This is a genomic window from Cellvibrio sp. BR, assembly GCF_000263355.1.
Classification (GTDB): Bacteria; Pseudomonadota; Gammaproteobacteria; order Pseudomonadales; family Cellvibrionaceae; genus Cellvibrio.
The window spans coordinates 436,076-459,433 of the sequence record NZ_JH668201.1; the positions used below are offsets into that span (position 1 = coordinate 436,076).

General features: G+C 47.9%; 19 protein-coding genes and 1 tRNA gene. 14 read left to right on the forward strand and 6 right to left on the reverse strand.

The window, feature by feature from the left end; all coding sequences use genetic code 11:
- Positions 1-28: 28 nt before the first annotated feature.
- Together cmoB and cmoA are read right to left on the reverse strand one after the other, a co-directional pair.
- Complete coding sequence (cmoB, locus tag O59_RS07155; protein WP_157152535.1) at positions 29-997, reverse strand: tRNA 5-methoxyuridine(34)/uridine 5-oxyacetic acid(34) synthase CmoB; 969 nt, start codon at positions 995-997, stop codon at positions 29-31.
- A gap of 23 nt (positions 998-1,020) precedes the next feature.
- On the reverse strand, positions 1,021-1,776 hold the full coding sequence (cmoA, locus tag O59_RS07160; protein ID WP_050977027.1) for a carboxy-S-adenosyl-L-methionine synthase CmoA: 756 nt from the start codon (positions 1,774-1,776) through the stop codon (positions 1,021-1,023).
- Between the two features lie 161 nt (positions 1,777-1,937).
- Here cmoA and O59_RS07165 point away from each other — a divergent pair, with 161 nt between their 5' ends.
- The 6 genes from O59_RS07165 (at position 1,938) to O59_RS07190 (ending at position 8,874) form a co-directional block, all read left to right on the forward strand.
- A complete protein-coding gene (locus O59_RS07165) occupies positions 1,938-3,719 on the forward strand; it encodes a bifunctional diguanylate cyclase/phosphodiesterase (protein WP_007641040.1) in 1,782 nt (593 codons plus the stop codon).
- 86 nt (positions 3,720-3,805) lie between these two features.
- The gene (locus O59_RS07170) at positions 3,806-5,452 is read left to right on the forward strand and encodes a tetratricopeptide repeat-containing response regulator (RefSeq protein WP_157152506.1); all 1,647 of its coding nucleotides are present in this window, start codon (positions 3,806-3,808) and stop codon (positions 5,450-5,452) included.
- Between the two features lie 95 nt (positions 5,453-5,547).
- Positions 5,548-6,177 (forward strand): sensor histidine kinase KdpD, encoded by a 630-nt coding sequence (locus O59_RS07175; RefSeq protein ID WP_232283050.1) that lies wholly within the window; start codon positions 5,548-5,550, stop codon positions 6,175-6,177.
- Between the two features lie 106 nt (positions 6,178-6,283).
- Positions 6,284-7,177, forward strand: coding sequence for an FHA domain-containing protein (locus tag O59_RS07180; protein WP_007641046.1), 894 nt, complete (start codon positions 6,284-6,286; stop codon positions 7,175-7,177).
- Positions 7,178-7,248: 71 nt separating this feature from the next.
- Positions 7,249-8,565 carry a DUF5610 domain-containing protein gene (locus O59_RS07185; protein WP_040391690.1) on the forward strand — a complete coding sequence of 439 codons (1,317 nt, stop codon included), beginning with the start codon at positions 7,249-7,251 and terminating at the stop codon, positions 8,563-8,565.
- 60 nt (positions 8,566-8,625) lie between these two features.
- Positions 8,626-8,874, forward strand: a complete 249-nt coding sequence (locus tag O59_RS07190; RefSeq protein ID WP_007641049.1) for a glutaredoxin family protein — start codon at positions 8,626-8,628, stop codon at positions 8,872-8,874.
- 68 nt (positions 8,875-8,942) lie between these two features.
- Here the strand turns inward: O59_RS07190 and O59_RS07195 are convergent, their stop codons facing one another.
- Positions 8,943-10,175, reverse strand: coding sequence for an EAL and HDOD domain-containing protein (locus tag O59_RS07195; RefSeq protein WP_007641050.1), 1,233 nt, complete (start codon positions 10,173-10,175; stop codon positions 8,943-8,945).
- Positions 10,176-10,431: 256 nt separating this feature from the next.
- Between O59_RS07195 and O59_RS07200 the strand changes: the two genes are divergently transcribed.
- Positions 10,432-11,379 carry a chemotaxis protein CheV gene (locus O59_RS07200; RefSeq protein ID WP_007641051.1) on the forward strand — a complete coding sequence of 316 codons (948 nt, stop codon included), beginning with the start codon at positions 10,432-10,434 and terminating at the stop codon, positions 11,377-11,379.
- Between the two features lie 99 nt (positions 11,380-11,478).
- On the opposite strand, the gene O59_RS07205 is transcribed toward O59_RS07200, so the two are convergent.
- Positions 11,479-13,473, reverse strand: a complete 1,995-nt coding sequence (locus tag O59_RS07205; RefSeq protein WP_050976990.1) for a transglycosylase SLT domain-containing protein — start codon at positions 13,471-13,473, stop codon at positions 11,479-11,481.
- Between the two features lie 176 nt (positions 13,474-13,649).
- On the opposite strand from O59_RS07205, the gene O59_RS07210 reads away from it, so the two are divergent.
- Entirely contained in the window at positions 13,650-15,572 is a 1,923-nt protein-coding gene (locus tag O59_RS07210) for an ATP-binding cassette domain-containing protein (protein WP_007641053.1), read from the forward strand.
- Between the two features lie 44 nt (positions 15,573-15,616).
- Here O59_RS07210 and O59_RS07215 read toward each other — a convergent pair whose 3' ends face one another.
- A complete protein-coding gene (locus O59_RS07215) occupies positions 15,617-16,075 on the reverse strand; it encodes a universal stress protein (RefSeq protein WP_007641054.1) in 459 nt (152 codons plus the stop codon).
- Positions 16,076-16,162: 87 nt separating this feature from the next.
- Here O59_RS07215 and O59_RS07220 point away from each other — a divergent pair, with 87 nt between their 5' ends.
- Complete coding sequence (locus O59_RS07220; protein WP_007641055.1) at positions 16,163-16,666, forward strand: hypothetical protein; 504 nt, start codon at positions 16,163-16,165, stop codon at positions 16,664-16,666.
- Here O59_RS07220 and O59_RS07225 read toward each other — a convergent pair.
- The gene (locus O59_RS07225) at positions 16,656-17,366 is read right to left on the reverse strand and encodes a hypothetical protein (RefSeq protein ID WP_157152507.1); all 711 of its coding nucleotides are present in this window, start codon (positions 17,364-17,366) and stop codon (positions 16,656-16,658) included. The two genes, O59_RS07220 and O59_RS07225, sit on opposite strands and share 11 nt — an antisense overlap.
- 323 nt (positions 17,367-17,689) lie before the next feature.
- On the opposite strand from O59_RS07225, the gene topA reads away from it, so the two are divergent.
- The 5 genes from topA to clpP all read left to right on the forward strand — a co-directional run bounded on the left by topA (position 17,690) and on the right by clpP (position 23,340).
- A complete protein-coding gene (gene topA / locus O59_RS07230) occupies positions 17,690-20,311 on the forward strand; it encodes a type I DNA topoisomerase (protein WP_007641057.1) in 2,622 nt (873 codons plus the stop codon).
- A 59-nt stretch (positions 20,312-20,370) separates the two neighbouring features.
- Positions 20,371-20,904 carry a DUF6586 family protein gene (locus O59_RS07235; RefSeq protein WP_007641063.1) on the forward strand — a complete coding sequence of 178 codons (534 nt, stop codon included), beginning with the start codon at positions 20,371-20,373 and terminating at the stop codon, positions 20,902-20,904.
- Between the two features lie 153 nt (positions 20,905-21,057).
- Positions 21,058-21,142, forward strand: a tRNA-Leu gene (locus O59_RS07240).
- A 67-nt stretch (positions 21,143-21,209) separates the two neighbouring features.
- Positions 21,210-22,523 carry a trigger factor gene (gene tig / locus O59_RS07245; RefSeq protein WP_007641065.1) on the forward strand — a complete coding sequence of 438 codons (1,314 nt, stop codon included), beginning with the start codon at positions 21,210-21,212 and terminating at the stop codon, positions 22,521-22,523.
- A 175-nt stretch (positions 22,524-22,698) separates the two neighbouring features.
- On the forward strand, positions 22,699-23,340 hold the full coding sequence (gene clpP / locus O59_RS07250) for an ATP-dependent Clp endopeptidase proteolytic subunit ClpP (protein WP_040391691.1): 642 nt from the start codon (positions 22,699-22,701) through the stop codon (positions 23,338-23,340).
- The last annotated feature ends 18 nt before the right edge of the window (positions 23,341-23,358 follow it).

Genomic DNA, 23,358 nt, shown 5'->3' on the forward strand with positions numbered 1-23,358 from the left:
CGACAAGATTGCTTGTCGGGGATTTTTTTTAGGCTTCTGCAACAAACACTGCTCTGATGGGCGCCGGGTGGCCTTCAACCGTTAGTGCGGAATTGTCAGGGTGCAAAAATTCGGGCAGTGAGTGAAAGCGCATCCATTCCGTTGCGCGCTGTTCTTCGGTGGTGGTGGGGCAAATATCTACCACGCGCGGGTTGTGGTAACCCATTTTACGCAACCAGGAAAGCATGGTGTCGCAGCTTGGTAAAAACCATACATTATTCATCATGCCGTAACGGCCTTCCGGTACCAGTACATCCCCCAAGCCACCTTCAATGACCAAGGTTTCCAGCACCAGTTGTCCGCCTGGGCGCAGGGTATTTTTTAATTCCAATAAGTGATCCATTGGCGAGCGGCGATGATAAAAAACGCCCATGGAAAACACCGTATCAAACGCGTGCAATTTTTCCGGTAGTTCTTCAATTCCCAGTGGCAATACATCAACCGGATGATGAGCACCGGCAAAATGTTTGATCATATGAAATTGCACAATAAAGCGTGGTGATGGGTCTATGCCGATTACCCGCTTTGCGCCCGCACCCAGCATGCGCCAGCAGTGATAACCATTGCCGCAGCCAACATCCAGAATCAGGCGATCTTTGAGCGGTGCCAGATGTGGTAATACGCGATCCCATTTCCAATCGGAGCGCCATTCGGTATCGATATGGATATCGTGTACAAAGTAAGGGCCTTTGCGCCAGGGAATTAATTCCTGCAAAACCGATTTAATCGTTGCACGCGTGGTTTCGTCACAATCATCGCTCGCACCAATGCGCACCGCATCCATTAATTCAATGTGCTCGCTGGGTACGGTGGGTAATTTAGCCAATGAGGCTTTCCAGCCAGCTAAATCACCGTAGCGTTTTTCACTGAGACCGGCGGCAATTTGCTCGGGTAGTATTTTGGCCCAATCAGCGAGCGCGGTATCTTCCAGTGCGTGAAGTAAGTAGTCGTAATTAATCTGGGTCACTACAAAGCCTTGAGTTATTTAATCGCAATCAGCGACGCAAAATTAAAACATTGAAACCAAACATCCACACTGGAAAATCCCGCCGAGCGCAAACGCTGACGATGTGTATCCAGTGTTTCCGGAATTAAATAATTTTCAATCGCCGCACGTTTTTGTGCAATTTCCAAATCACTATAACCGTTGGCACGTTTGAAATTATGGTGTAGTTCAGTCATCAGTTGTTGATGCGGTTCATCATCAAATGCGACTTTTTCCGAGAGGATTAATACGCCGCCCGGGTTTAGCCCGGAACAAATTGCGCTGAGGGTCTGCAATCGCTCTTCCACCGCAATAAATTGCAAGGTGAAATTCAGGACTGCCATGGAGGCGTTGGTGATTTTTACATCGCCAATTGAAGCTTCAATCAATTCTACGGGTACTTCGCCACTATCAGCCGCAATTACCTGTTGGCAGCGCGCAATCATTGCGGCTGAATTATCAACGCCAATAATTTTGCAATTAGCCGCTTGAATGCGATGGCGCATGGCGAGGGTGGCCGCGCCTAAGGAGCAGCCCAGATCGTAGCAATGGCTATCAGCTTGTGCGTAGCGCTCGGCGAGATTGCCAATCATGTTAATGATGGTGGCGTAACCGGGAACCGAACGTTTGATCATGTCGGGAAAGACATCCACTACGCGCTCATCAAATGCAAAACGGCTGACTTCGGCCAGCGGGTTGGCGTAAATCGTATCGGGATTGGTCTTGGGCGAGTGGTCGCTGTTGTGTGTCATATCAACTGCTTGACGAAGAAATGGGCAGGTTGCTGCCGGGGCGGGCATTGTAGCGCTCAACGTCTGTGACAACAAATTTGACGATTCATAAAACTGTCATCTTTGCGCGCGATTATTCTGGTTATTATCCCTATCTTCGTCCGCTGTAAAGTTGTCGCCCTATGCATCTGCAGAACTCTGTTGTTAATTCATCCTTTCTGCACAAGGAATTGCGTCGCTTGATTGAGTTCAAGCTGCTAACCCCTGTATTCCAGCCAATTATGGCGGTGGAAAACCCGCGCATTATTGGTTATGAGGCGCTGATTCGCGGCCCGGAAGACAGCCCCCTGCACAAGCCCGATAGCCTGTTTGCCGTAGCGCGCGAGTCGCGTTTACTCGCGGTACTTGAATTCGCCTGCCGTGAGGTTTCCTGTGAGCGTTTTGCGGAGCTGAATCTACCCGGCAAGCTGTTTTTGAATATGAGCCCAATCAGCTTTACCGATAGCCAGTATCGGGATGGTGTGACCCGGGAAATTTTGCAAAGGGTAGGGCTCAGCGCCGAGCGCTTGGTGTTTGAGTTAACCGAAAGCCAGCCGCTGGATGAGTTGGATTTACTCTGCGCCGCATCAGATCACTTTCAGCGGCAGGGTTTTGCAGTCGCGCTGGACGATTTGGGCGCGGGCTATGCCGGTCTGCGGGTGTGGAGTGAGTTGTGCCCCGACTATGTGAAAATTGATCGCCATTTTATTTCAGGCATTGATAAAGACCCGGTAAAGCGCGAATTTGTGCGCGCTATTCTCGATATCGCTCACCGCATGGGGCACAAAGCGATTGCTGAAGGCATAGAAACCGCGGCGGAATTCACCACCCTGATTACTATGGGTGTGGACTACGCCCAAGGTTATTTTATTGCCTACCCCTTGGCCGAACCGGCAGTGGAATTGCCCCTGCAATTGGTGCAGTTGTCGGGCGCCTCTGCGCATCGCTATCAGGATCATTTCACCCGTCGCGTCAGCGAAATTGTGGTGAATTGCACTGCGGTAGCTCCTTCAATGACTGCGGAAACACTGGTGAAAATGTTTCGTGCTGATGTGCGTTTAACCTGCGTGCCGGTAGTAGATCAAGGGCGACCATTAGGTATGGTCAGTCGCGCGGAAATTTTAAATGTATTCTCGCGGCGTTTTGCCCATGAATTGTATGCGCACAAACCGATCAGTGAATTTATCAGCCCACTGTCAATTATGGTGGATATCACTACTGATTTAAAAACCGTTGGCCAGTTAATCAGCGAAGATCCGCAACAAAATTTAAGTGTCGATTTTATCGTCAGTGAAAATAATCAATACATGGGAGTCGGTAAGGTGCGCGATTTGCTGCGTTCCATCACCGAAGAAAAGTTGCGCGCGGCGCGGCATAGCAATCCACTCACCCAATTGCCCGGCAATGTTCCTCTGTACGAATGGGTGGATCATTTGCTGCTGCACAAAAAAACTTTTGTGGTGGCCTATTGCGACATCAACCATTTCAAACCGTTTAATGATGCCTTTGGTTACAGTGCGGGCGACGAAGTTATTGTCAACCTCGGGCGGATTCTTTGTGCGGCAGTGGACAATCAGCAGGATTTTGTCGGACATGTTGGTGGTGATGATTTTATTTTGGTGTTTTGCGGCTCCAATTGGCAGCAGCGCTGCGAGCAGATATTGGCAAATTTTAGCCAGATGAGTGCAGCATTAATGCCGCCCGAAACACCGGATTATTGGAGTACCGATCGCCAGGGGCGCCGGCAAAAATTCGGTGCCTTGACCTTGGCGATTGGTGCGGTGGAGCCGGATCTGGATTACTGCAAAACCCATCACCACATATCGCAGTTGCTGGCGGATGCCAAACAAAGTGCAAAGCAAGAGGGCGGTAACAACCTGTTTTTATCGCGCCGCCGCCAACCATCACTGGTTCATAATGTGTAAATTCAGTGATTGAATAGCCATTTATGTCCTAGCGGTAGGGGAATCCTGAGCTATCCTTAGCTTGATTTCTTTGCGGAGGTGGACTAATGGCCGATCTTGGCTTCTACAAGATGCATGCCCTGATTATCGATGATTTTGAGAATTTTCGTGGCACGCTGTACAAAATGTTGATGGATTTAGGCATAGGGAATGTGGACTCGGCTGCATCCGGTGAAGAGGCGCTGCGTTATTGCAAGGCACGTAATTACGATTTAATTCTCTGTGATAACAATCTGGGCAAGGGAAAAAGTGGTCAGCAAGTTTTGGAAGAGCTGCGCTCGACCGATAACCCTTGTGCAGAAAGTTTGTTTATTCTGGTATCGGCTGAATCCAGCAAAAGCATCATTATGGCGGCTTACGATTACGAGCCTGACGCCTACCTTGCCAAGCCCATCACTCCCAAGGCACTCGACCAACGGTTAAATCGCTTGTTTGAGCAGCGCAGTGAGCTAAAAGAAGTTCTGGCCGCCCAAAAAGCCGGCGATGATGCCCTGGCAATAAAGCTATGTAACGATTTGGTCGCCCAAGGCAGCCGTTACACAAACAGTTGTCAGAAAATTTTAGGCCAGCTTTATCTCAAACAAAATAATCTTCCTGCCGCTGAAGAGTTGTATCGAACCGTATTGGATAATCGCGAATTGGAGTGGGCGCAGCTGGGTATGGTAAAAACCCGCTTGGCGCAAAAGGATCTGCTCGGTGCGCAGCAGTGGTTGGAAAATATTTTGCAATCCAACCCTCTGTGTATGAAGGCATACGATTTAAAAGCTGAATTATTCAAGTTGCAAAATAATACTGAAGGGTTGCAAGAGGTGTTGCAGAAAGCAACAGACCTATCACCTCTGTCTATTTTGCGCCAGCAAGAGCTCGGCGCTGTCGCCCAGCAAAATAATGATTTACTCACTGCCGCCAATGCGCTCAAGCGAGCGGTAAAACTGGGTGAACATTCCTGTTTCGATAAAGCAGATGTACATTCCCTGTTCGCCCAAGCCACTATCGATTTATTTTCTATCGACAAAGAGCTGGCCAAACCGCTGGTTCGGGATGCAGTTGCTTGCGCGGTGAATATGGAAGATAAATTTGGCAAAAATAATCTGCGTAAAGCGGAATCCTTGTTGTTGGAGAGTCAGCTACAAGTTTGTGCCGGTGATCAACGCCGCGCACAGGATGCTCTGGCAAGCGCACAATCGGCATTAGGCAGTAGTAAAGATGAAAGTGCCTTGCCAGTGCAAATAGAAATGGTGCGTGCGCTGCGGTTGCTAGGGCGTACCAATGAGGCACAAGAGTGTCTTGCCGAGCTGTTACATCGCTATGCGGCTAATGAACAGCAGCTACAAAAACTGGATGTCTTGTTGGATGAGCCGCGCAGTGAAAAAAATAAACTGATGGTGGCTGAAATCAACAAAAAAGGTATCGCACACTATAACGCTAAAGATTTTTCTGCAGCAGCAGATGCGTTTAAAACAGCGCTGCAAAAATTACCCAATCATGTTGGGTTGCGTTTAAATTATGTGCAGGCATTAATCGATAAATTAAAAACCGGTTTTGATGTTTCACTGAGCGAAAAAATTCAGCAAACTTTTACCAAAACCACGGCAATTATTTCCCAGCAGCATCCGCAATTTCAACGCTACCGACAGTTGAATGATGTTTACAACAGCCTTGTTCGGGCCCACGAAAAACAGCAGCGAGGTTGAGTATGGAGCCTAGATCAACACCACAGCATTCGGATCAAGATTACGATCAGATGCCCATTGATTTTTCATTCGTACTCGCATCAAGTGTGCATGACATGAAAAATTCATTGGGAATGTTGTTAAACACGCTCTCTGCGATGGTGGAGGCTTCGCCGCCTAAGGATGCACAGCAAGCTAAATTATTTTCCACTCTGGAGTATGAGGCGGCGCGTATTAACGGCGAGTTAGTGCAGCTTTTGTCACTGTATAAAATGGACGAAAAAACCCTCGCGATCTTAATTGACGAGCATCATGTGATCGATATCATCGAAGAACAAATCGCGCGCAATTATGCGCTATTAACCTCGCGTGATATTAGTGTTGAAGTCGATTGCGACAGCGACCTGGCGTGGTACTTTGACAGTGAATTGTTAGGCGGCGTGTTGAATAATCTGGTGGTTAATTGTGCGCGTTATTGCCGTGAGCGCTTGCTGATTAGTGCGAGTGAAGATAATGGTTATTTGTGTATCAGTGTGGCGGATGACGGCCAGGGATACCCGGAGACTATGTTGTTAGGGCCTGCTCCCCAGGCATCGGTGTCTTTCAATTCCGGCAATACCCGTTTAGGTTTGTTATTTGCGCGTAAAGTATTATCGCTGCACAAATCCAAGCGCGGGCAGGGCTATATGACGATTGAAAACGGCGGGCCACTCGGTGGCGGTGTACTGAAGCTGCACCTTCCTTAATCTTCTTTTTTATTCATTTGTTACTGCAGTTGTTGAACGGTTGAAATCAATATAAGCCTGCTGCATTATCAATACCCATTCCGGTCTTGTTTTCAGGTTAATTTTTATGCTCAAAATCCGCTTTAAAGACAATAAATACAATGCGGTATGGTTGGTAGAACCTAAAATTACAATCGGTCGCTCGGCGACCAACGCGCTGGTAATTGATGACCCGCTGGTTAGTGACGTACATATGGAAGTGTTGGTAGACAACGAGCACCTTACCTTGCGCAACCTCGTTCCTACTCATGCGGTGATTGTGAATGGACAAAAAATCACTGGTGCATGTGAGTTGAAGCCTGGCGACAACATCAGTATTGGTGCTGTCGAGCTTGTTGTAATAGATCCCAAACGCGAGGCTCGTTTGTCTGCAGAGGCGCCTGTTGCTAGTGTTCAAGCAGTGTTGACCAAAACAACGGGTTGGTCATTAAAGGCAAACCACACCGCACTGGCCAATCGTGTGTTTCCACTGAAGGATGTCACAACTATCGGCCGCTCCAATGAGTGTGATATCAGCTTGCCCGCGGCACATTTGTCGCGCCGTCATGCCCAGTTACAGGTTATTGATGGCATGCTGTTCGTAAAAGATTTGGATTCTGCCAATGGAACATTCCTCAACGGCAAACGCGTAGCCGAAGCAAGAGTCAAACGTGGCGATGAATTGCGGTTTGATGCCTTGAGCTTTGGGGTCATGGGGCCAGCCGATGATATGGCCAAAACCACGGTGCGAAAGGCTGTGCCACTTGAGCCAACAAATTCGCCCGCCGCCAGCACTGCGCGTAAGCCGTCTCCTGCTGCGCGACCTGCGGTCGCAACCCGTGCTTCCTCGGTGAGTCGCTCGGCAGCCGCCGCGCCCGCCAAACCTGTTGCAGAAGAGGCTAACAAAGGTAAGTTCGGGCTAATTTTGCTGGCTGTTTTGGCGATTGTGGTTATAACAACCTTGATCTTAACGCGTAAATAAGTCTTTAAGTTTTGCAGATACAGGTCGATAACCTGTGATGCTACAGACCGATGCAGCACATAGGTGAATTTATGACTATCTCCTCGCTCAACAACACTTCATTAAATGGCACCTTGCCCAATACCCTTTCCGGTAGTGGAACCAATGCCAAGCCAGCCAACATTAGCTCTGTGAATCCGCAGAACCTGGATACACTCCCGGCTGCAGATGCCAAAGTAATGACGCTGGAGGAAAAGCGCCAGACTGCGCTGCAGGTGGTCAACAAAACCCTATCGATGGCCTATGAAAAACTGGCTTCGCGCGGGCAGGTGGTAAGTGATGAGTACGCCGCCTTCGAACCGCTAACAGCCGAAAAAGTGGCCAACAATATTCTCGGTTTTATCGAACGTCGGTTGCAGATGGATGCAGCCGATGGCGCCACACAAGAACAGCTGCAAGCGCGTTTGGAAGCCGGGCTGTCGGGCTTCAAAAAGGGCTTCGCAGAAGCCAGTGAAAAACTGGAAGCGCTGAGCCTTTTATCCTCCGAAATTAAAACCGATATAGATAAAACCTACGATTTGGTGCTGGAAGGTATTGATGAGTTGCGAGCCAAATTCATAGCGGCGGCCACAGCTCCATCAGCCGAGCCTGAAAAATCCACCTCTGGTGCCAAAGAGCAGCTTACTTCAGCCGCTACTGGCAAGGCGCCAGTCACCCTGGATGTGCCCGAATTTGTTCCAGCACCTGGCTCGTACCTTGGTTATGCCAACTATGAATATGGTCGCGCACGGGAGTTCAGCTTTGAGTTAACCACCAAAGAGGGTGATAAAGTCACTATCACGGCTGCCTCCAGCGAGGGTTTGGCGATAGAGGCAGGGCGGGCTGGTCGTGGTAACTCATCGGTAACCGCCATCAACGCCAGTTACAGCGCAAGTCAGTCATTTTCATTGAGTATTGAAGGCGACTTGAGTGAAGCGGAACTGGTGGCAATCAATGATTTGCTTGGGCGGGTAAATGATTTGGCCGGTCAATTCTTTGCCGGTGATTTGGATGGCGCTTTTACTCAAGCAATGAACCTGGGATATGACTCTGAACAAATCGGTAGTTTTGCGCTGAACCTTGCTCAGGCTGAAATCCAACAGATCACCAAAGCATACGAAGTATTTGAGCCTGCGCGCGCTTCTGATAATGGCAATAAATTGGGCCTAAATAGCGAATCCTTGTTGCCCCTTGGCAACTTTATTCGCGACTTACTCGATAGCCTGGATCGTGCATCAGTATTCCCCGAGCCTGCCGGACTACTGACCAATATGGCTGAAAAGATAACCGGTGAAACTGAGCAGGATCAGGTTCAGGGGCGTCGGTTTAGTGAGTTTATGAAAGAAATTTTGGCCCTGGAGTTGCGTTAATTCAGCAGGCATTTGCAAGTGAGACGCTGGTAAACTGCACTTTTTGTGCGGATGCCAGCTATGAAGCCTATCTATCTTTACTCCACCCCCGGTTGTCACCTCTGTGAGTTGGCGCGGGAGGTGGTTGAACCTCTGTTAAATAACTACTCACTGGTGCTCGAAGAGATTGATATCGCCCAGTCTGATGAACTCATTGAGCGTTACGGCGTAAAAATTCCTGTCTTAAAATCCCCCTATCATATCGATGAGCTCTGTTGGCCGTTCGATACAGCCCAAGCCGCCGCCTTTCTGGTTCGCAATAGTATTTAATGGCAGGGGGCTCGAAAAATTATTGCAGTTGCGTATGTAGCTGAATTTGTGAATTGGATTCGTTATTTTTAATTGGCGCTAATACCAAGTGTATTCATTGTTTCCGCTACCCAGCGCAATGCATCGATATAAATTTCCGCCAGAATTTCCGGATTAATCCCCATTTCATCCAGTTGATCCCAATCAATATCTTGCCAGCGCCCTTGTTCATGCATTTGCACTATGGCTAGAACCTTACCTTCGGGGCCTGAGTGTTTGAGCATCGCTTGGTTCAGTTGTTCGCTCAGGGATAAATTGCGCAATAACTCTTCCAACGGTGTATCTAAAAATGCGTCTAGCGTTGAAAGCAAGCCCACGGTGAAATAAGAGTCCGGGCGCGAGCGCTGATTAATCTTGGTTGCGATCATTTCGCACATACGTGCACGGGTGAGGGCGGTAATACTCAATTCATGTGGTTTGCCGCTCAGGTTTGAGAGCGCCAGTAAATTAACCCAATTCCTGAGTTTATTGAGCCCCAAGAGCATAATTGCCTGACGCAGTGATTCCACATTACGCGACAAACCAAAAGCGGCGGAATTCACCAGGCGCAGTAGTTTAAAACTTAAGAGCGTGTCGCGCGCGATCATCCGCTCTATTTTATCGATTGGTGCATTGGGGTCGTGCAGTGCTGATAACAATTGCAGTACGGATTGTTTATTTTCAGAAATTTTTCGTCCGGTGATAACACGGGGTTTTGCTAAAAAATATCCTTGAAAAAGGTCAAACCCCAATGCTTTGCACTTTTCATACATCTCGTAGGTTTCGACCTTTTCCGCGATTAAGGTGATGCCTAGGGATTTCAAGTGGCTGACATGAGCCAAGAGTTTTTCCGCTGACAACGCAAGTACATCCAGTTTGATTATATCTGCATAGGGAACCAGCCCCTCAGTGTCACTGCTTAACTCAAAGTCATCCAGGGCAATAGTGTAACCCTGCTCGCGCAATTGTTTCAGTGAGAACAGCATTGCCGCATCGACCTGCTGTCCTTCTAATACTTCGATAACTAATTTTTGCCGGCTAAAGGGCGGGGGGGAGTTGAGTAGTGCGCGTGTGAAATTAACAAATGCTTTGTGCGTACCGACCACTTCATCAATCGATAGCTCAGTGAATGCATTTAACAGCACTTGTGAGCTGGCCGCATCGCCATCGCTGGTGGCAATAAATTTTAAATCGCTATTGCGACACAATAATTCATAGGCAACAACTTTCATGTTGCCATCAAAAATTGGTTGGCGCGCAAGCAGCGGTATGGTTTCGGTCATAGTATGAAGTGACTGGATGCTAGTTGTTGTTAAAGTGAGGCTTCCGAACGTCCTGTTTGCTTCGTATTGAAGTGTAACTTGAAAAGAATATCTTACAATATGTGTTTGTTATAGCGCTTTCTTGCGGCATTCGGTTATTTCGGGTCTGACAGGTATTTTTGGCTATACTGCAAAGGTATTCGCACTTAAAAATACGCAGTGTATTTACTGCAGCCGTATTCTCGCGGCTCAACTGGTTTGGTTATAGGGTAGCAACATGTCTAAGTTACTGGATTCCATCGATCAGCGTACTCGTTTGGTGGGCGAGAATCGTTTGGAATTGTTAATGTTTCGCTTGGGCGGGCGTCAACTTTTTGCTATCAACGTGTTTAAGGTGCAGGAGGTTGTCAAAATTCCCAAGTTGCGCCCCGTACCTCACAGTCATCCCCATATTCGCGGTGTTGCGCATTTGCGAGGGCAGGCGGTGCCTGTAATTGATTTACGGGCGGCGATTGGCATGAGTCCGCTTAAAGATTTGGAAAACGCCAACTTAATTGTTGCGGAATATAATCGTTCCGTGCAGGCTTTTTTGATTGGTGAAGTTGATCGTATTGTTAACCTGAATTGGGAGTTGATATTGCCGCCCCCCAAAGGCACAGGGCGCGGTCATTTTTTAACGGCAATCACACGCATTGAAGATCAGTTAGTTGAAATACTGGATGTTGAACGTGTACTTGCCGACATTATTCCCTACAACACCCGGGTTTCAGCGGACATATTGGATTCGGATTTAGCGCAAGAGGCTCGTAAGCGTAAATTGAAAGTACTCTTGGCCGAAGATTCACCCACCGCCGTAAAACAAGTTGTGGAGACCTTGGGAAATATTGGTATTGAAGTGCTTTCGGTACAAGATGGTTTGCAGGCGTTGAACTTATTGCGGCAGTGGGCAGCGGCCGGGCGCAAGGTAACAGATGAAATTCTTATGTTAGTGACCGATGCAGAAATGCCCGAAATGGATGGTTACAGGCTAACGGCTGAAGTGCGAAAAGACCCAGCGCTACGCGATTTGTATGTGGTGCTACACACGTCGCTTAGCGGTAGTTTTAATAAAGCAATGGTTGAAAAAGTGGGCTGCAATGACTTTTTATCCAAATTTCAGCCGGACGAACTTGCTGCCGTAGTGCAAAAGCGATTGCGCGTATTTTTAAGTCAAGCGTCACATTAATTTTTTTTGATTTAATAAAAAAGCCGCCGGTTAAGTTAATTGGCGGCTTTCTTTTTGCGCGTATACATTTTCAAGTGAAAGTCGTTTCTCTCACAGCACCTAGAGTGTGCGATTGGCTTCTTCCGCTGTTACAAACTTTGTTTCTTGCCCAAGACGGTACGCATATATCACTGAAAACGACAGAATATTTTGCACATAGCCACGTGTTTCCTTAAAAGGAATAGTTTCAATCCATACGTCATAGGGTAATTGTGCATTTTTTTCTTTGTTCATCCACTGGCGCACGCGTGAAGGCCCTGCGTTATAGGCTGCTGCCGCAAGAATGCGATTGCCATCAAATACGCCCAGTAAATAATCGAGATAGCGACTGCCCAAGGCGATATTTTTATCTGGTTTTATTAAATCTTGCGCATTAAAACTCATTCCACTTTTCTGCGCGGTTTGTTTTGCTGTGGACGGCAGTAATTGCATGAGTCCAACTGCACCAGCGGGTGATTTAGCATCATGCATAAATGCACTTTCCTGGCGGGCGACAGCAAAAATCAGCAATGGATTGACCGAGGTTTGTTTGGCAGCTTTAGTGACATGATCCTGATAGACAATCGGGAAGCGTACTTGTAATTCATCCCAGAGTTGCGCCTCGGCCATAACTTGAATGCCGTGACGGTGCCAACCCCAACGCTCTGCCAGGCGCCCTGCAATTGCTGCTTGTTCCGGCTTCATGCGTCGCGCGCTGTAAAAAAATTCGCGCGTTGCGGCTGAGAGGTTACCTCGATCTAAAAATTCACGAGCGCGCAACATGCCCTGGCTATTTTCGACGGCGCGTACTTGTTCGTCGCTAACCACAACCGGGCGGTCAAGGAGGTGGTAGTTAATGCCGGTTTTATCTGCTGCCAGGAACCCATAAAAACTGCGTGCCGGTGCCACGGTATTGTAAATCGCCATGGGTGTTTCACCGTTAATTTCCTTAATCCCTAACTCTTCCATAGTGCGAGCCTGCCAGTAGCGCCAGCGTTCGGTAGCGCGTGCGTCTTCAGGCAGGCGCGTTAACCATTCATTTACTTGCTCCCAATTTTGCTTACGCAAAGATTCGCGCAATAACCATTCGAGCAAATCGATACTGTTTAAATTAGGTGTGGAGGCAACTAATTTTTCAGCTTCTGCGTCATGATCCTGATAGAGCAAGCGCAGTGCAATCTGGTATTTGATTGCGTTGCGGTCGTCGTCGCTGAACAATTGTTGTGCATCATAAATTCGCCACAAACTGAGCGCCTCTTTGGCATTAGTGCGCGCCAGTTTTTCTAAACCGTGCAGGATTACGGTTTTCATTTGCGGTGATTGTTTGGCAAATTTGGATGTTTGTTTTAACAAGCGTGGGTTTGTGTTGACTTGTTGCAACAGTAATGCAAGCGGTTTTTCGGTGGCGGGTAACAAGTTGCTCAAATAACTGGCCATGCCATTGTTGCCAGCCTTGAGCACCTTGAGGTGACGCTGCCAGATTAGCTCTGGCGTCATGCGTCCTGCTTTGCGCCATTCAGCAAAGACTGGATCGCAGGCTTTGGATTGGGCTTTTTCAATATTCCAAAGTGCGCCAACTTCATCCAGTGCAGTTTTATCACCGGTTGCCAAGCGCGCGCGTAGATTGAGACAGGCGAGTTCCGGGTCGGTCAAACGCGCGTCGTAAAATTGGCGATAGTCCGTCCAGCGCTCGCGTTGTGCCAGTGTTCGCAGCCAGCGATGCGTCAGACGTTCGGCCAAAAATGAATCCGGGTAGCGGTTAAAAAATCTTTCCACTTCTGTTTTCGGGAGAGTGATCAGGCGCTCGCTTAGGTCCTGGTATTCAAGGTAGGGAACCAGTGGATAATTCTGCAGCTTTTTAACCAGTTGCCGATACTCGGCCATGCTTTTGGAATTCAGTGCTTTTTGCGCGCGATCGTATTGCTGGCGTTCGACTAGGCGGGCATCGGATTTACCGGTTTGTTTGGTTGTGGCAGGAGTGGCGGCGGATGCGGTGCTGGCGATGCTCAGGGTCATACTGCCGATCAATACGCTGGCACTCAATGACAGCGGCCAAAGTATTTTCGAAAACCTCATGGGGAACCTCAAATTTTTGTCTTGCCAATTATTCTCGTGCGACGGTCCGCGAGTGCAGGTGGCGGGTTGGTAATGTGTGCCTGCTGGGATATGATGCGGCTCCTTTGAGAATAACAGCCCACCGGTGCTTCTGCCAGTATCATTTTTGTTATAAAACTACCTGAATTATTCCTTCTATGTCTTTGATTAAAATTGAAAAAGCGGGGCTAAGTTATGGCCTGCAAGTATTGCTTGATGGTGTTGATCTGGCCATCGAACGCGGCCAGCGTTTGTGTCTGATTGGGCGCAACGGCACTGGTAAATCCAGTCTCTTGAAAGTGATTGCCGGCGAGGTGGATCTGGACAAGGGAGAGGTTGTCAGGCAAACCGGAATTCGTGTTGCGCGCCTGGAGCAGGATCTGCCCGAGGCGGATGATCGCTTGGTGTTTGACGCTGTTGCGGCGGGTGCTCAAGGCGTTGGTGATTTGCTGGCGGAATACCGCTTTATTTCCCACTCAGCCGAGATTAGCGATGCGCAACTGGAGCGCATGACTCAATTACAGCAAAAAATTGAAGCCAATGACGGTTGGTTGCTACAGCAGAAAGTCGAGGAAATTATCTCCCGCCTGGACTTGCCAGCAGATCGTTACATGCGTGAGCTGTCGGGTGGTTGGCGTCGCCGTGTCGCGTTGGCGCGTGCGCTGGTGTTGGATCCTGATGTACTTTTGTTGGATGAACCCACGAACCATTTGGATATCGCCGCGATTGAATGGTTGGAAAAACAATTACTGAATTTTAATGGCGCGCTGGTTTTTATCACCCATGACCGCTCGCTTTTACAGGCTTTGGCAACGCACATTGCCGAATTGGATCGCGGTCACTTGCGCTATTGGGAAGGTGATTACACCAGCTTTTTGGTGTATCGCGAACAGGCATTGGCCGATGAAGCCCGTCATAATGAATTGTTTGATAAAAAATTGGCGCAGGAAGAGGTGTGGATTCGTCAGGGCATTAAAGCGCGCCGCACCCGCAACGAAGGCCGTGTTCGAGCCTTGAAAGCATTGCGTGAAACTAGGTCGGAGCGCCGTGAAGTTGTCGGTAAAGCCAACTTTACTCTCGCCAGCAGTGGTGACTCAGGCAAGTTGGTCGCAGACTTGGTGGATGTTTCCTATTCCTACGGTGACAAAGTCATAGTAAAAAACTTCTCCACTCGTATTATGCGCGGCGACCGTATCGGTTTAGTGGGAGCCAACGGGGCGGGTAAAAGTACCTTGCTCAAGCTGATTTTGGGTGAGTTGGAGCCGCAATCCGGTAGCGTTAAGTTGGGCACGAATCTGCAAATTGCCTATTTTGACCAGCTGCGCGATCAACTTGATCTCAATAAAAATGCCGTTGATAATATTGCTCAAGGGCGTGAATTTATCGATATCGATGGCAAGTCCAAACATATTTTCTCCTACCTGAGTGACTTCTTATTCAGCGGTGAACGCGCACGTACGCCATTGCGCGCACTCTCTGGTGGCGAGCGCAATCGCGTGTTGCTGGCAAAATTATTTAGCAAATCGGCAAACTTGTTGGTGTTGGATGAACCGACCAATGACCTCGATGTAGAAACGTTGGAATTGTTGGAGGATATCCTCACCGAATACCCTGGCACCTTATTGTTGGTCAGCCATGACCGGGCATTTTTGAACAATATTGTGAGCAGTGTCATTGCATTTGAAGGGCGCGGGAATGTGCTCGAATACATTGGCGGTTATGACGATTGGATACGTCAGGGTGGAAAATGGACGCAAGCTGATGAATTGCCGGCCGCAGAGTCGCCAGCTCCCGTGATAGTCGAGCAGAAGCCTGCCGTATCGAGTGAAGTGGTGAAGGCACCTGCGAAAATAAAAAAGCTCAGCTACAAATTTCAAAAAGAATTTGATGAGTTGCCACAAAAAATCGAACACTTGGAAAGCAGTGTGGAAGCCTTGGCTGCGATTACCAGTGCATCGGATTTCTACAGCCAACCTGCTGCAGTGGTTGAACAGAAGTTGCAAGAACTGGCAACGGCACAGAAGCAGTTGGATGATTGTTTTGAGCGCTGGGCAGAGCTTGAAGATATGCAGCAAGAGTAGGATTGCTCTCGCTGCATTGTTTTCGTTCCAGGTAATAGTGTTATTTAGGAGTCGCTGGTTTGTTTTTTGACGAGCACGGCCAGAACATCGCAGGTCGCGCCGTGTAAAACGCTATTAGGGGTAGAACCAAGTAAGAGTGAAAACCCTTTGCGGCCGTGACTGCCCACCACAATTAAATCAGCTGATTCCTGTTCCGCTAAATAATGTAGCTCGGCAGCAGGTTGGCCGACTAACACATGGCGCTGCTGGATAGGGTAGGGGCTGGATGCGGCCAATTGCGCTAAATCAGCCTCTGCTTTTTGTACTTGTTGTTCTTGCACGCCGCTTAAATCGACCGGCATATCACCGCCGTAAGCAAATGCAATAGGCTCAAGCACATGGGCAATAGTCAGTTTTGCATTACAGGTGTTGGCTATCCCCGCTGCGCGTCGAATCACGGCGGGGCAATCTTCGGAAAGATCGACACCGATAATAATATGCTTGTAGCTAAGTGTTTCTGTCATGATTCCTGTCCCCTATGAATACTGTCACTGTTAAGAGTTTAGTTCGCTCTGGCGAAAATTGCGCCCTTTGATCGCACAAGGATTTATATGAACCTCTGGTTTTTCGTTTTGTTGGTTGTAACTATTGCGCTGGTGCTGGGACCAATTTCCATGTTGCGTCCGAATCCGGCGCAAAAACGCAAAGAGCAGTTACGGATGCAAGCAAGCGCTCAAGGTATACGATTTGGTATGCGACGTTTGCCTGCACGCAAAACAGATATGGAGCAACCGCCGGTACTCCCCGTTTATTTTTTACCGCCGCCAACTACCATGCAGTCAATGGATGATTGGGTCTTGATGCGCACCGAATACGAGCATGAAGGGAATTTCTATAAAGAGTGGGATTGGCAAGGCAATGCTCGCCCGATACCGCAAGTAAGTGAGCAATTAACATCAATATTGTCGACGTTGCCGCATTCGGTGCCAGCTATAGCTCAGGGAAAATCAGGAACCTGTATTTTTTGGCGGGAAACAGAGGGCGAGGAGGTTTTGATTGCTGTGATAGCAGTATTGCGTAACCTGGATGCGCTGATTCGCGAGGCTAAATCATAACGCTTGATTTTGTCGGGTCGCGCAAATCCTTGCTAAGACTGTCGCGGCCGCCATCGACCAATTCCCCCAACTCTTTGATCATCTTTAAGCGGCGTGGATCCTGGTGCATGGATTCCATCAGTAAATATTGTGCCTTGCGGTAAAACGCCTGCGCAGAAAAGCGGTCACTAATCGCCATGGATTTATCCCCTTGTCCTATGTAGGACATCACCGCGACCATCAAGTGTGCCCAGCGCAACTCCCCCAGATATGTGCTTAGTTCAGCTTCATTAATTACCCCTTGGGCGGCAAGTTGGGTGATCAATTGCATTGCGTCGTTTAAGTGGAGCTGGGTTTTGGCAATTTGTGCATCACTTTCGCGTTGATAGCTAATTGATTGGCGGTTAGTGCCGCTCAGTAACTCTTCCGAGTGCGCCTCTGTTTTTTGAATTGCAAGTTCCAAAAGCTCGGGGTTTTTCTCTTCCAACGCCAGCATTTGCTGTTGCAAACTCGCGATCATGTCGTTGATGTGTTTGGTGATCATGCGGTTGGGAAGTGTTTCTGCGAGGCAGTTCACCACTTCGGTCAACTCTTCAGCGCGGATGCGCAATCGGCGTTGTTGTAGCCTCCGTTCCCGTTGCCGAAGTTGGATGCGGTTGACCACGCTGACCGCTACAAGCGCCAGAATCATCAAAACAAAAAGAACTGCGATTAAAGTCATGCGGATATCTGCGGTGTAAAAGTCAGGGATTGTATTGGCTGTTATGGTTATGCAATAACTAAAAATAAAACATTTTAAAAACAATAAGTTAACTGTATTTGTAGAACTTTTTTTCAGCGCGGGATAGGGTTTCCTATGCAGCGGTAAAAATACATCGCCTAATGTCACTCACGGAAATTATAACTTGACCCCTTGCGGCGCAGGTCTTATATATGCGCACCTTCAAGCTAATTTAGCTGTCCCGATCGGCGATACTGCAATCTTTTGGCACATAATTCAACTGTTTGCACAGCCTTCCTTTAATAGAGAATTTTCTGACCATTATGGGCAAATCCTTAGTTATCGTTGAGTCGCCAGCAAAGGCGAAAACCATTAATAAGTATCTGGGTAACGATTTTATTGTTAAGTCCAGTATTGGTCATATTCGCGATTTGCCCACCAGCGGCGGCGCCAAACCCGTGGATGCCAAAGAGCGTGCAAAACAGGCCGCAGCAACACGCAAAATGTCTGCTGAAGATAAGGCAACCTATCAAGCCAAAAAAAGCAAAAGCCAGCTTATCAATCGAATGGGCATTGACCCGGAGAATAACTGGGAAGCTACCTACGAGATTCTGCCCGGCAAAGAAAAAGTAGTGGAGGAGCTAAAAAAGCTCGCCGAAAAAGCCGACATGGTCTACCTCGCAACCGACTTGGATAGAGAGGGGGAGGCCATCGCCTGGCATTTGCGTGAGGCAATTGGTGGTGATGAATCACGCTATCGCCGTGTAGTATTTAATGAAATTACAAAAACCGCGATTCAAAATGCTTTTAAAACCCCAGGGCCAATTGATCAAAATCGGGTGGATGCCCAGCAGGCCCGCCGGTTTTTAGATCGCGTAGTGGGATATATGGTTTCCCCTCTGCTGTGGGAAAAGGTTGCCCGCGGGTTGTCGGCAGGGCGCGTGCAGTCGGTTGCGGTGCGTTTAGTTGTTGAGCGCGAGCGCGAGATTCGTGCATTTATTCCAGAGGAATACTGGACGCTGTTTGCCGATCTACAGGCCGATAAAAACCAACAAGCCAGCTTCGAAGTCAAAAAATTTGGCGATGACGCGTTCAAACCTGTGAATGAACTTCAGGCAATGACGGCTGTTGCCGCCCTGCAAGGTGCTAGTTACAAGGTACTCAGCCGCGAGGACAAACCGACACAATCCAAGCCCTCCGCACCGTTTATCACCTCCACACTCCAGCAAGCGGCCAGTACCCGCTTGGGCTTTGGGGTGAAAAAAACCATGATGATGGCCCAGCGTTTGTACGAGGCAGGCTATATCACTTATATGCGTACTGACTCTACCAATCTGAGTAAAGAAGCGGTTGAGTCCTGCCGCGAATACATTCTTGAAAATTTTGGCAAACGTTATTTACCTGAAGCGCCGGTGCTCTACTCAAGTAAAGACGGTGCACAGGAAGCGCATGAGGCGATTCGTCCTTCCAGTGTTGGTGTTATGCCAAATCAGTTGAGTGGTATGGAGCGCGACGCAGAGCGCTTGTATGGTTTGATTTGGCAGCAATTTGTTGCCTGTCAAATGACCCCGGCGGAGTACACCAGTACGAGTGTGGTAGTCACGGCAGGTGAATATGAGTTGCGTACTCGCGGACGGGTAATTCGCTTTGATGGGTATACCAAGGTGAGCCCACAGGTTGCCAAAAAAGATGAAGATGTTGTCTTACCTGATATGAAAGTTGGTCAGGTATTACCGTTGATCAAGTTGAATCCCCAGCAGCACTTCACCAAGCCTGCGGCCCGCTATACCGAAGCCAGTTTGGTGAAAGAATTGGAAAAGCGCGCTATTGGGCGTCCATCAACTTACGCGTCAATCATTTCTACTATTCAAGAGCGCGGTTATGTACGCCAGGAAAACCGTCGGTTTTACGCCGAAAAAATGGGCGATATAGTCACGGAACGATTGGTCGAAAGTTTTGATGATCTTATGGATTACGGTTTTACCGCTAACATGGAAGACTCTCTCGATGTAGTGGCGCAAGGTGGCAAAAACTGGCGCCAATTACTTAATGAGTTTTATGCTGGGTTTAGTAAAAAACTTGCGCTTGCATCCGGTGCCGATAAAGGTATGCGCGCTAATGATCCTACTGAAACCGACATTCCGTGCAGTCTCTGTGGTCGCCATATGCAGATTCGTACCGGTAGCACGGGTGTATTCCTTGGTTGCTCTGGTTATGCGTTACCACCCAAAGAGCGCTGCAAAAACACCATGAATTTGGTGTCTGGTGATGAAGTTATTGATGCCGATGCGGATGAAGAGGCCGAATCTCGTCAGTTGCGCGCCAAACATCGCTGCAAGTTGTGTAATTCGGCGATGGATTCCTATCTGCTGGATGAACATCGCAAGTTACATATTTGCGGCAATAACCCGGATTGTGCGGGTTACGAAGTGGAGCAAGGTAGCTATCGACTGAAGGGATATGAAGGCCCTACGCTTGAATGCGACAAGTGCGGTAGCGAAATGCAGCTGAAGACTGGGCGTTTTGGCAAGTACTTCGGCTGTACTAATGGCGAGTGCAAAAATACTCGCAAGTTGTTGAAAAGTGGGGAAGCTGCACCACCAAAAGTGGATCCCATTGTCATGCCTGAGTTGCGCTGCGAGAAAGTTGATGATCACTATGTGCTGCGTGACGGTGCTGCTGGCTTATTTTTGGCGGCTAGCCAGTTCCCCAAAAACCGTGAAACACGTGCGCCCTTGGTTGAGGAGCTTCTCCCTTATAAGGATCGCATAGATCCCAAGTATCATTTCTTGTTATCAGCTCCGGTTGCTGATCCTGATGGCAATAAAGCAATTATTCGTTTTAGCCGCAAAACTAAAGAACAATATGTACAAACTGAAGTAAATGGAAAGGCAACAGGCTGGAAGGCATTTTTTGCCAATGGCAAATGGCAAGTTCAGAAGTAAGTCAGGGCTTGTGGTAATTGAGGGTAGTTACCTTTTACTACCAGTAAAGCAGTGTATCTATGGCTATCAGTAATTTCTCTCTGGTTAATCAAAAATTGGCGTTTGCCAAGTCGCTCTGCGACTTGGCCAGAGGTATTGCACCTCCTGCAACCAGTGCAGAGCGTTTGCGTCAAGATGCTGTGCTAAGTAGCGGCGTGTATCAGCTTTCACTGGCCTTTCATTTCTATTTGCGCGAAATTGCCGATAGATGTTTTCTGAAAAATAGTGGCGCCATTAACTCCCTCGCTGAATTGCAGGTGGCGTTGGCCCAGAATGATAAGTTTCTTTCCGAGGTTTCTGAGTTGGATGAGCTTGCAGCGCGTTCTGGTTCTTGGCTCGAACAACTACAGCGGTACGCACAAAGTGCGCTGGAGTCTCCACGAAAAGAAAAAGAAAGGAAATCGTTTCAGCAAGATAACCTGATCATTGCTGTAGAGATAACCGCTGAAGAAGAGCTACAAGCAGTGTGCTTGACTGTCGAACTTCTGGAGTCATGGCAGGATTCATTTCGAGCGCTGGTTTTGCGTCAACGCGATACAAGTGCGGAGTTTTGATAAAAAGTTGAACCTGCAGAATCTCTGTGGCACAATCAGCACCCTTCGCGCCTCAGGGCTATTGGTTTTTATAAAAAACATTAAAAATCAATCAGTTAGGGTGCAGTGAAAATTAGTCAGTGCCTGCATTTATCCTAAATGAGGCAACCAAAAGCGGACGTGGTGAAATTGGTAGACACACCAGGTTTAGGTTCTGGCGCCGCAAGGTGTGAGAGTTCGAGTCTCTCCGTCCGCACCATTTTCCGAGTACACCTAAGTGTGCTCGATCTAATGCCAAACATTATCAGTTATTTCACGAGGCACATATGCAGGTTTCACTTGAAACGACTTCTGGATTGGAACGCCGCTTGACCGTTGGTGTACCCGCTGAGCAAGTAGAAAACGAAGTTGAAAATCGCTTAAAGCAGGCTGCGCGTAACGTAAGCATCAAAGGGTTTCGCAAGGGTAAAGTGCCTCTTTCCGTTGTGAAGCAACGCTTTGGTGCTGGTATTCGTCAAGAAGTGGTTGGCGACGTGATTAGTCGCTCTTTCTATGCTGCTGTGCAAAAAGAAAATGTAAAGCCGGCCGGTCAGCCCTCTATTCAGCCAAAACAGTTGGCTGCAGGTAAAGACCTGGAATATATTGCTACCTTTGAGGTGTATCCAAGTGTTGAGCTGAGTGATCTTTCTGCTTATGAGATCACTAAATACAACGCCGAAGTCACCGAAGCTGACGTAGACAACATGATCGAAGTTTTGCGTAAGCATCAGGCGACTTGGTCAGTGGTTGATCGCGCTGCCGCAGATGGTGATCAAGTTAATATCAATTTTGTTGGTACTAAAGACGGCGTTGAATTCGCTGGCGGCAAGGCTGATAACCACGCGTTACTGCTTGGATCCAAATCTATGATTCCTGGTTTTGAAGAGGGTATTGTAGGTATGAAAGCGGGTGAGCAAAAAACTGTCGCCTTGACTTTCCCGGAAGACTATCAAGCGGAGGAGTTAAAAGGTGCTGCAGTGGAGTTTGTGATCACTGTTAATACTGTTTCTGAAGCTCAATTGCCTGAACTCAAGAAAGAATTTTTCCAAAAATTTGGTGTAGAGAAGGGTGGCGAGAAGCAATTCCGCAAAGAGGTAAAAGCTAATATGGATCGTGAGTTAGCTAATGCTCTTAAAGCAAAAGTTAAAGTGCAGGTTATGGATGCCCTGATTGCTTCACACACTACTGATGTACCAAAAGCGTTGGTTGCCAATGAGATCCAAGTGCTGCGGAATCAAATGATGCAGCGCTTTGGTGGTCAGCAACAAAATTTTGATATCAAGTCGTTGCTTCCCGATACTATGTTTCAGGATGAAGCATCGCGTCGCGTCACTCTCGGCTTGATTGTTGGGGAGATTGTTAAGTCTGCAAAGTTGAAGCCGGATGCCAAGCGTGTACGTGCAATGATTGAAGAAATTGCTTCTACCTATCAAGAGCCTAACGAGGTAATTGAATACTACAGTTCCAACCAAGAGTTAATGGCTGGTGTTGAGTCGGCAGTACTTGAAGATCAGGTGGTTGATCATATTATTTCTCAGGCCAAGGTTTCAGAAGTTGAAACCAACTATGATGAAATTATCAAATCCAACGCTCAACGTTAACTGTTTAAAAAAGCCGCAAAGCGCCTGCTTTGCGGCTTCCTCCCTCTCAAATCCCGCCCAAAACACCTCTTTTGACTGGCATATAATGCCATCACGAGTTAAGCTCTCTGGTAACAAAAATCTATAGTTTTCAATACTAGCGACACTAAAAGTTCGCTTAAGGATAAAACGCAAGATGTCATACGAATCTATGAAATCCCAGTCTTCTGTCATTAATAGCGGTTTGGTGCCAATGGTAATCGAGCAAACCGCCAGAGGAGAGCGCTCATTTGATATATATTCACGCCTGCTTAAGGAGCGTGTGATCTTTCTGGTTGGTCCAGTTGAAGATTATATGGCCAATTTGGTTGTTGCTCAGTTGCTGTTTTTGGAAGCAGAGAATCCCGACAAAGATATTCATTTATATATCAATTCTCCCGGTGGCTCCGTGACCGCAGGAATGTCAATTTATGACACAATGCAATTTATCAAGCCTGATGTTAGTACTATGTGTATTGGCCAAGCGTGCAGTATGGGAGCCTTTTTATTAAATGCTGGCACCAAAGGTAAGCGCTTTTGTCTGCCAAACTCACGCGTTATGATTCATCAGCCAAGTGGTGGTGCTCAGGGGCAGGCTTCAGATATTCATATTCAGGCACAAGAAATTTTAAAAATTCGTTCGCGTTTGAATGAATTGATGGCTTTTCATTCTGGCCAGCCTATTGAAAAAATAGAGTTGGATACCGAGCGCGATAACTTTATGTCTGCCCAGCAAGCAAAAGACTATGGCTTAATTGACTCTGTTATTGAGCGACGTGTTCAGCCAGCAGCCAAATAGCTTGTCTAGGCTATTGGA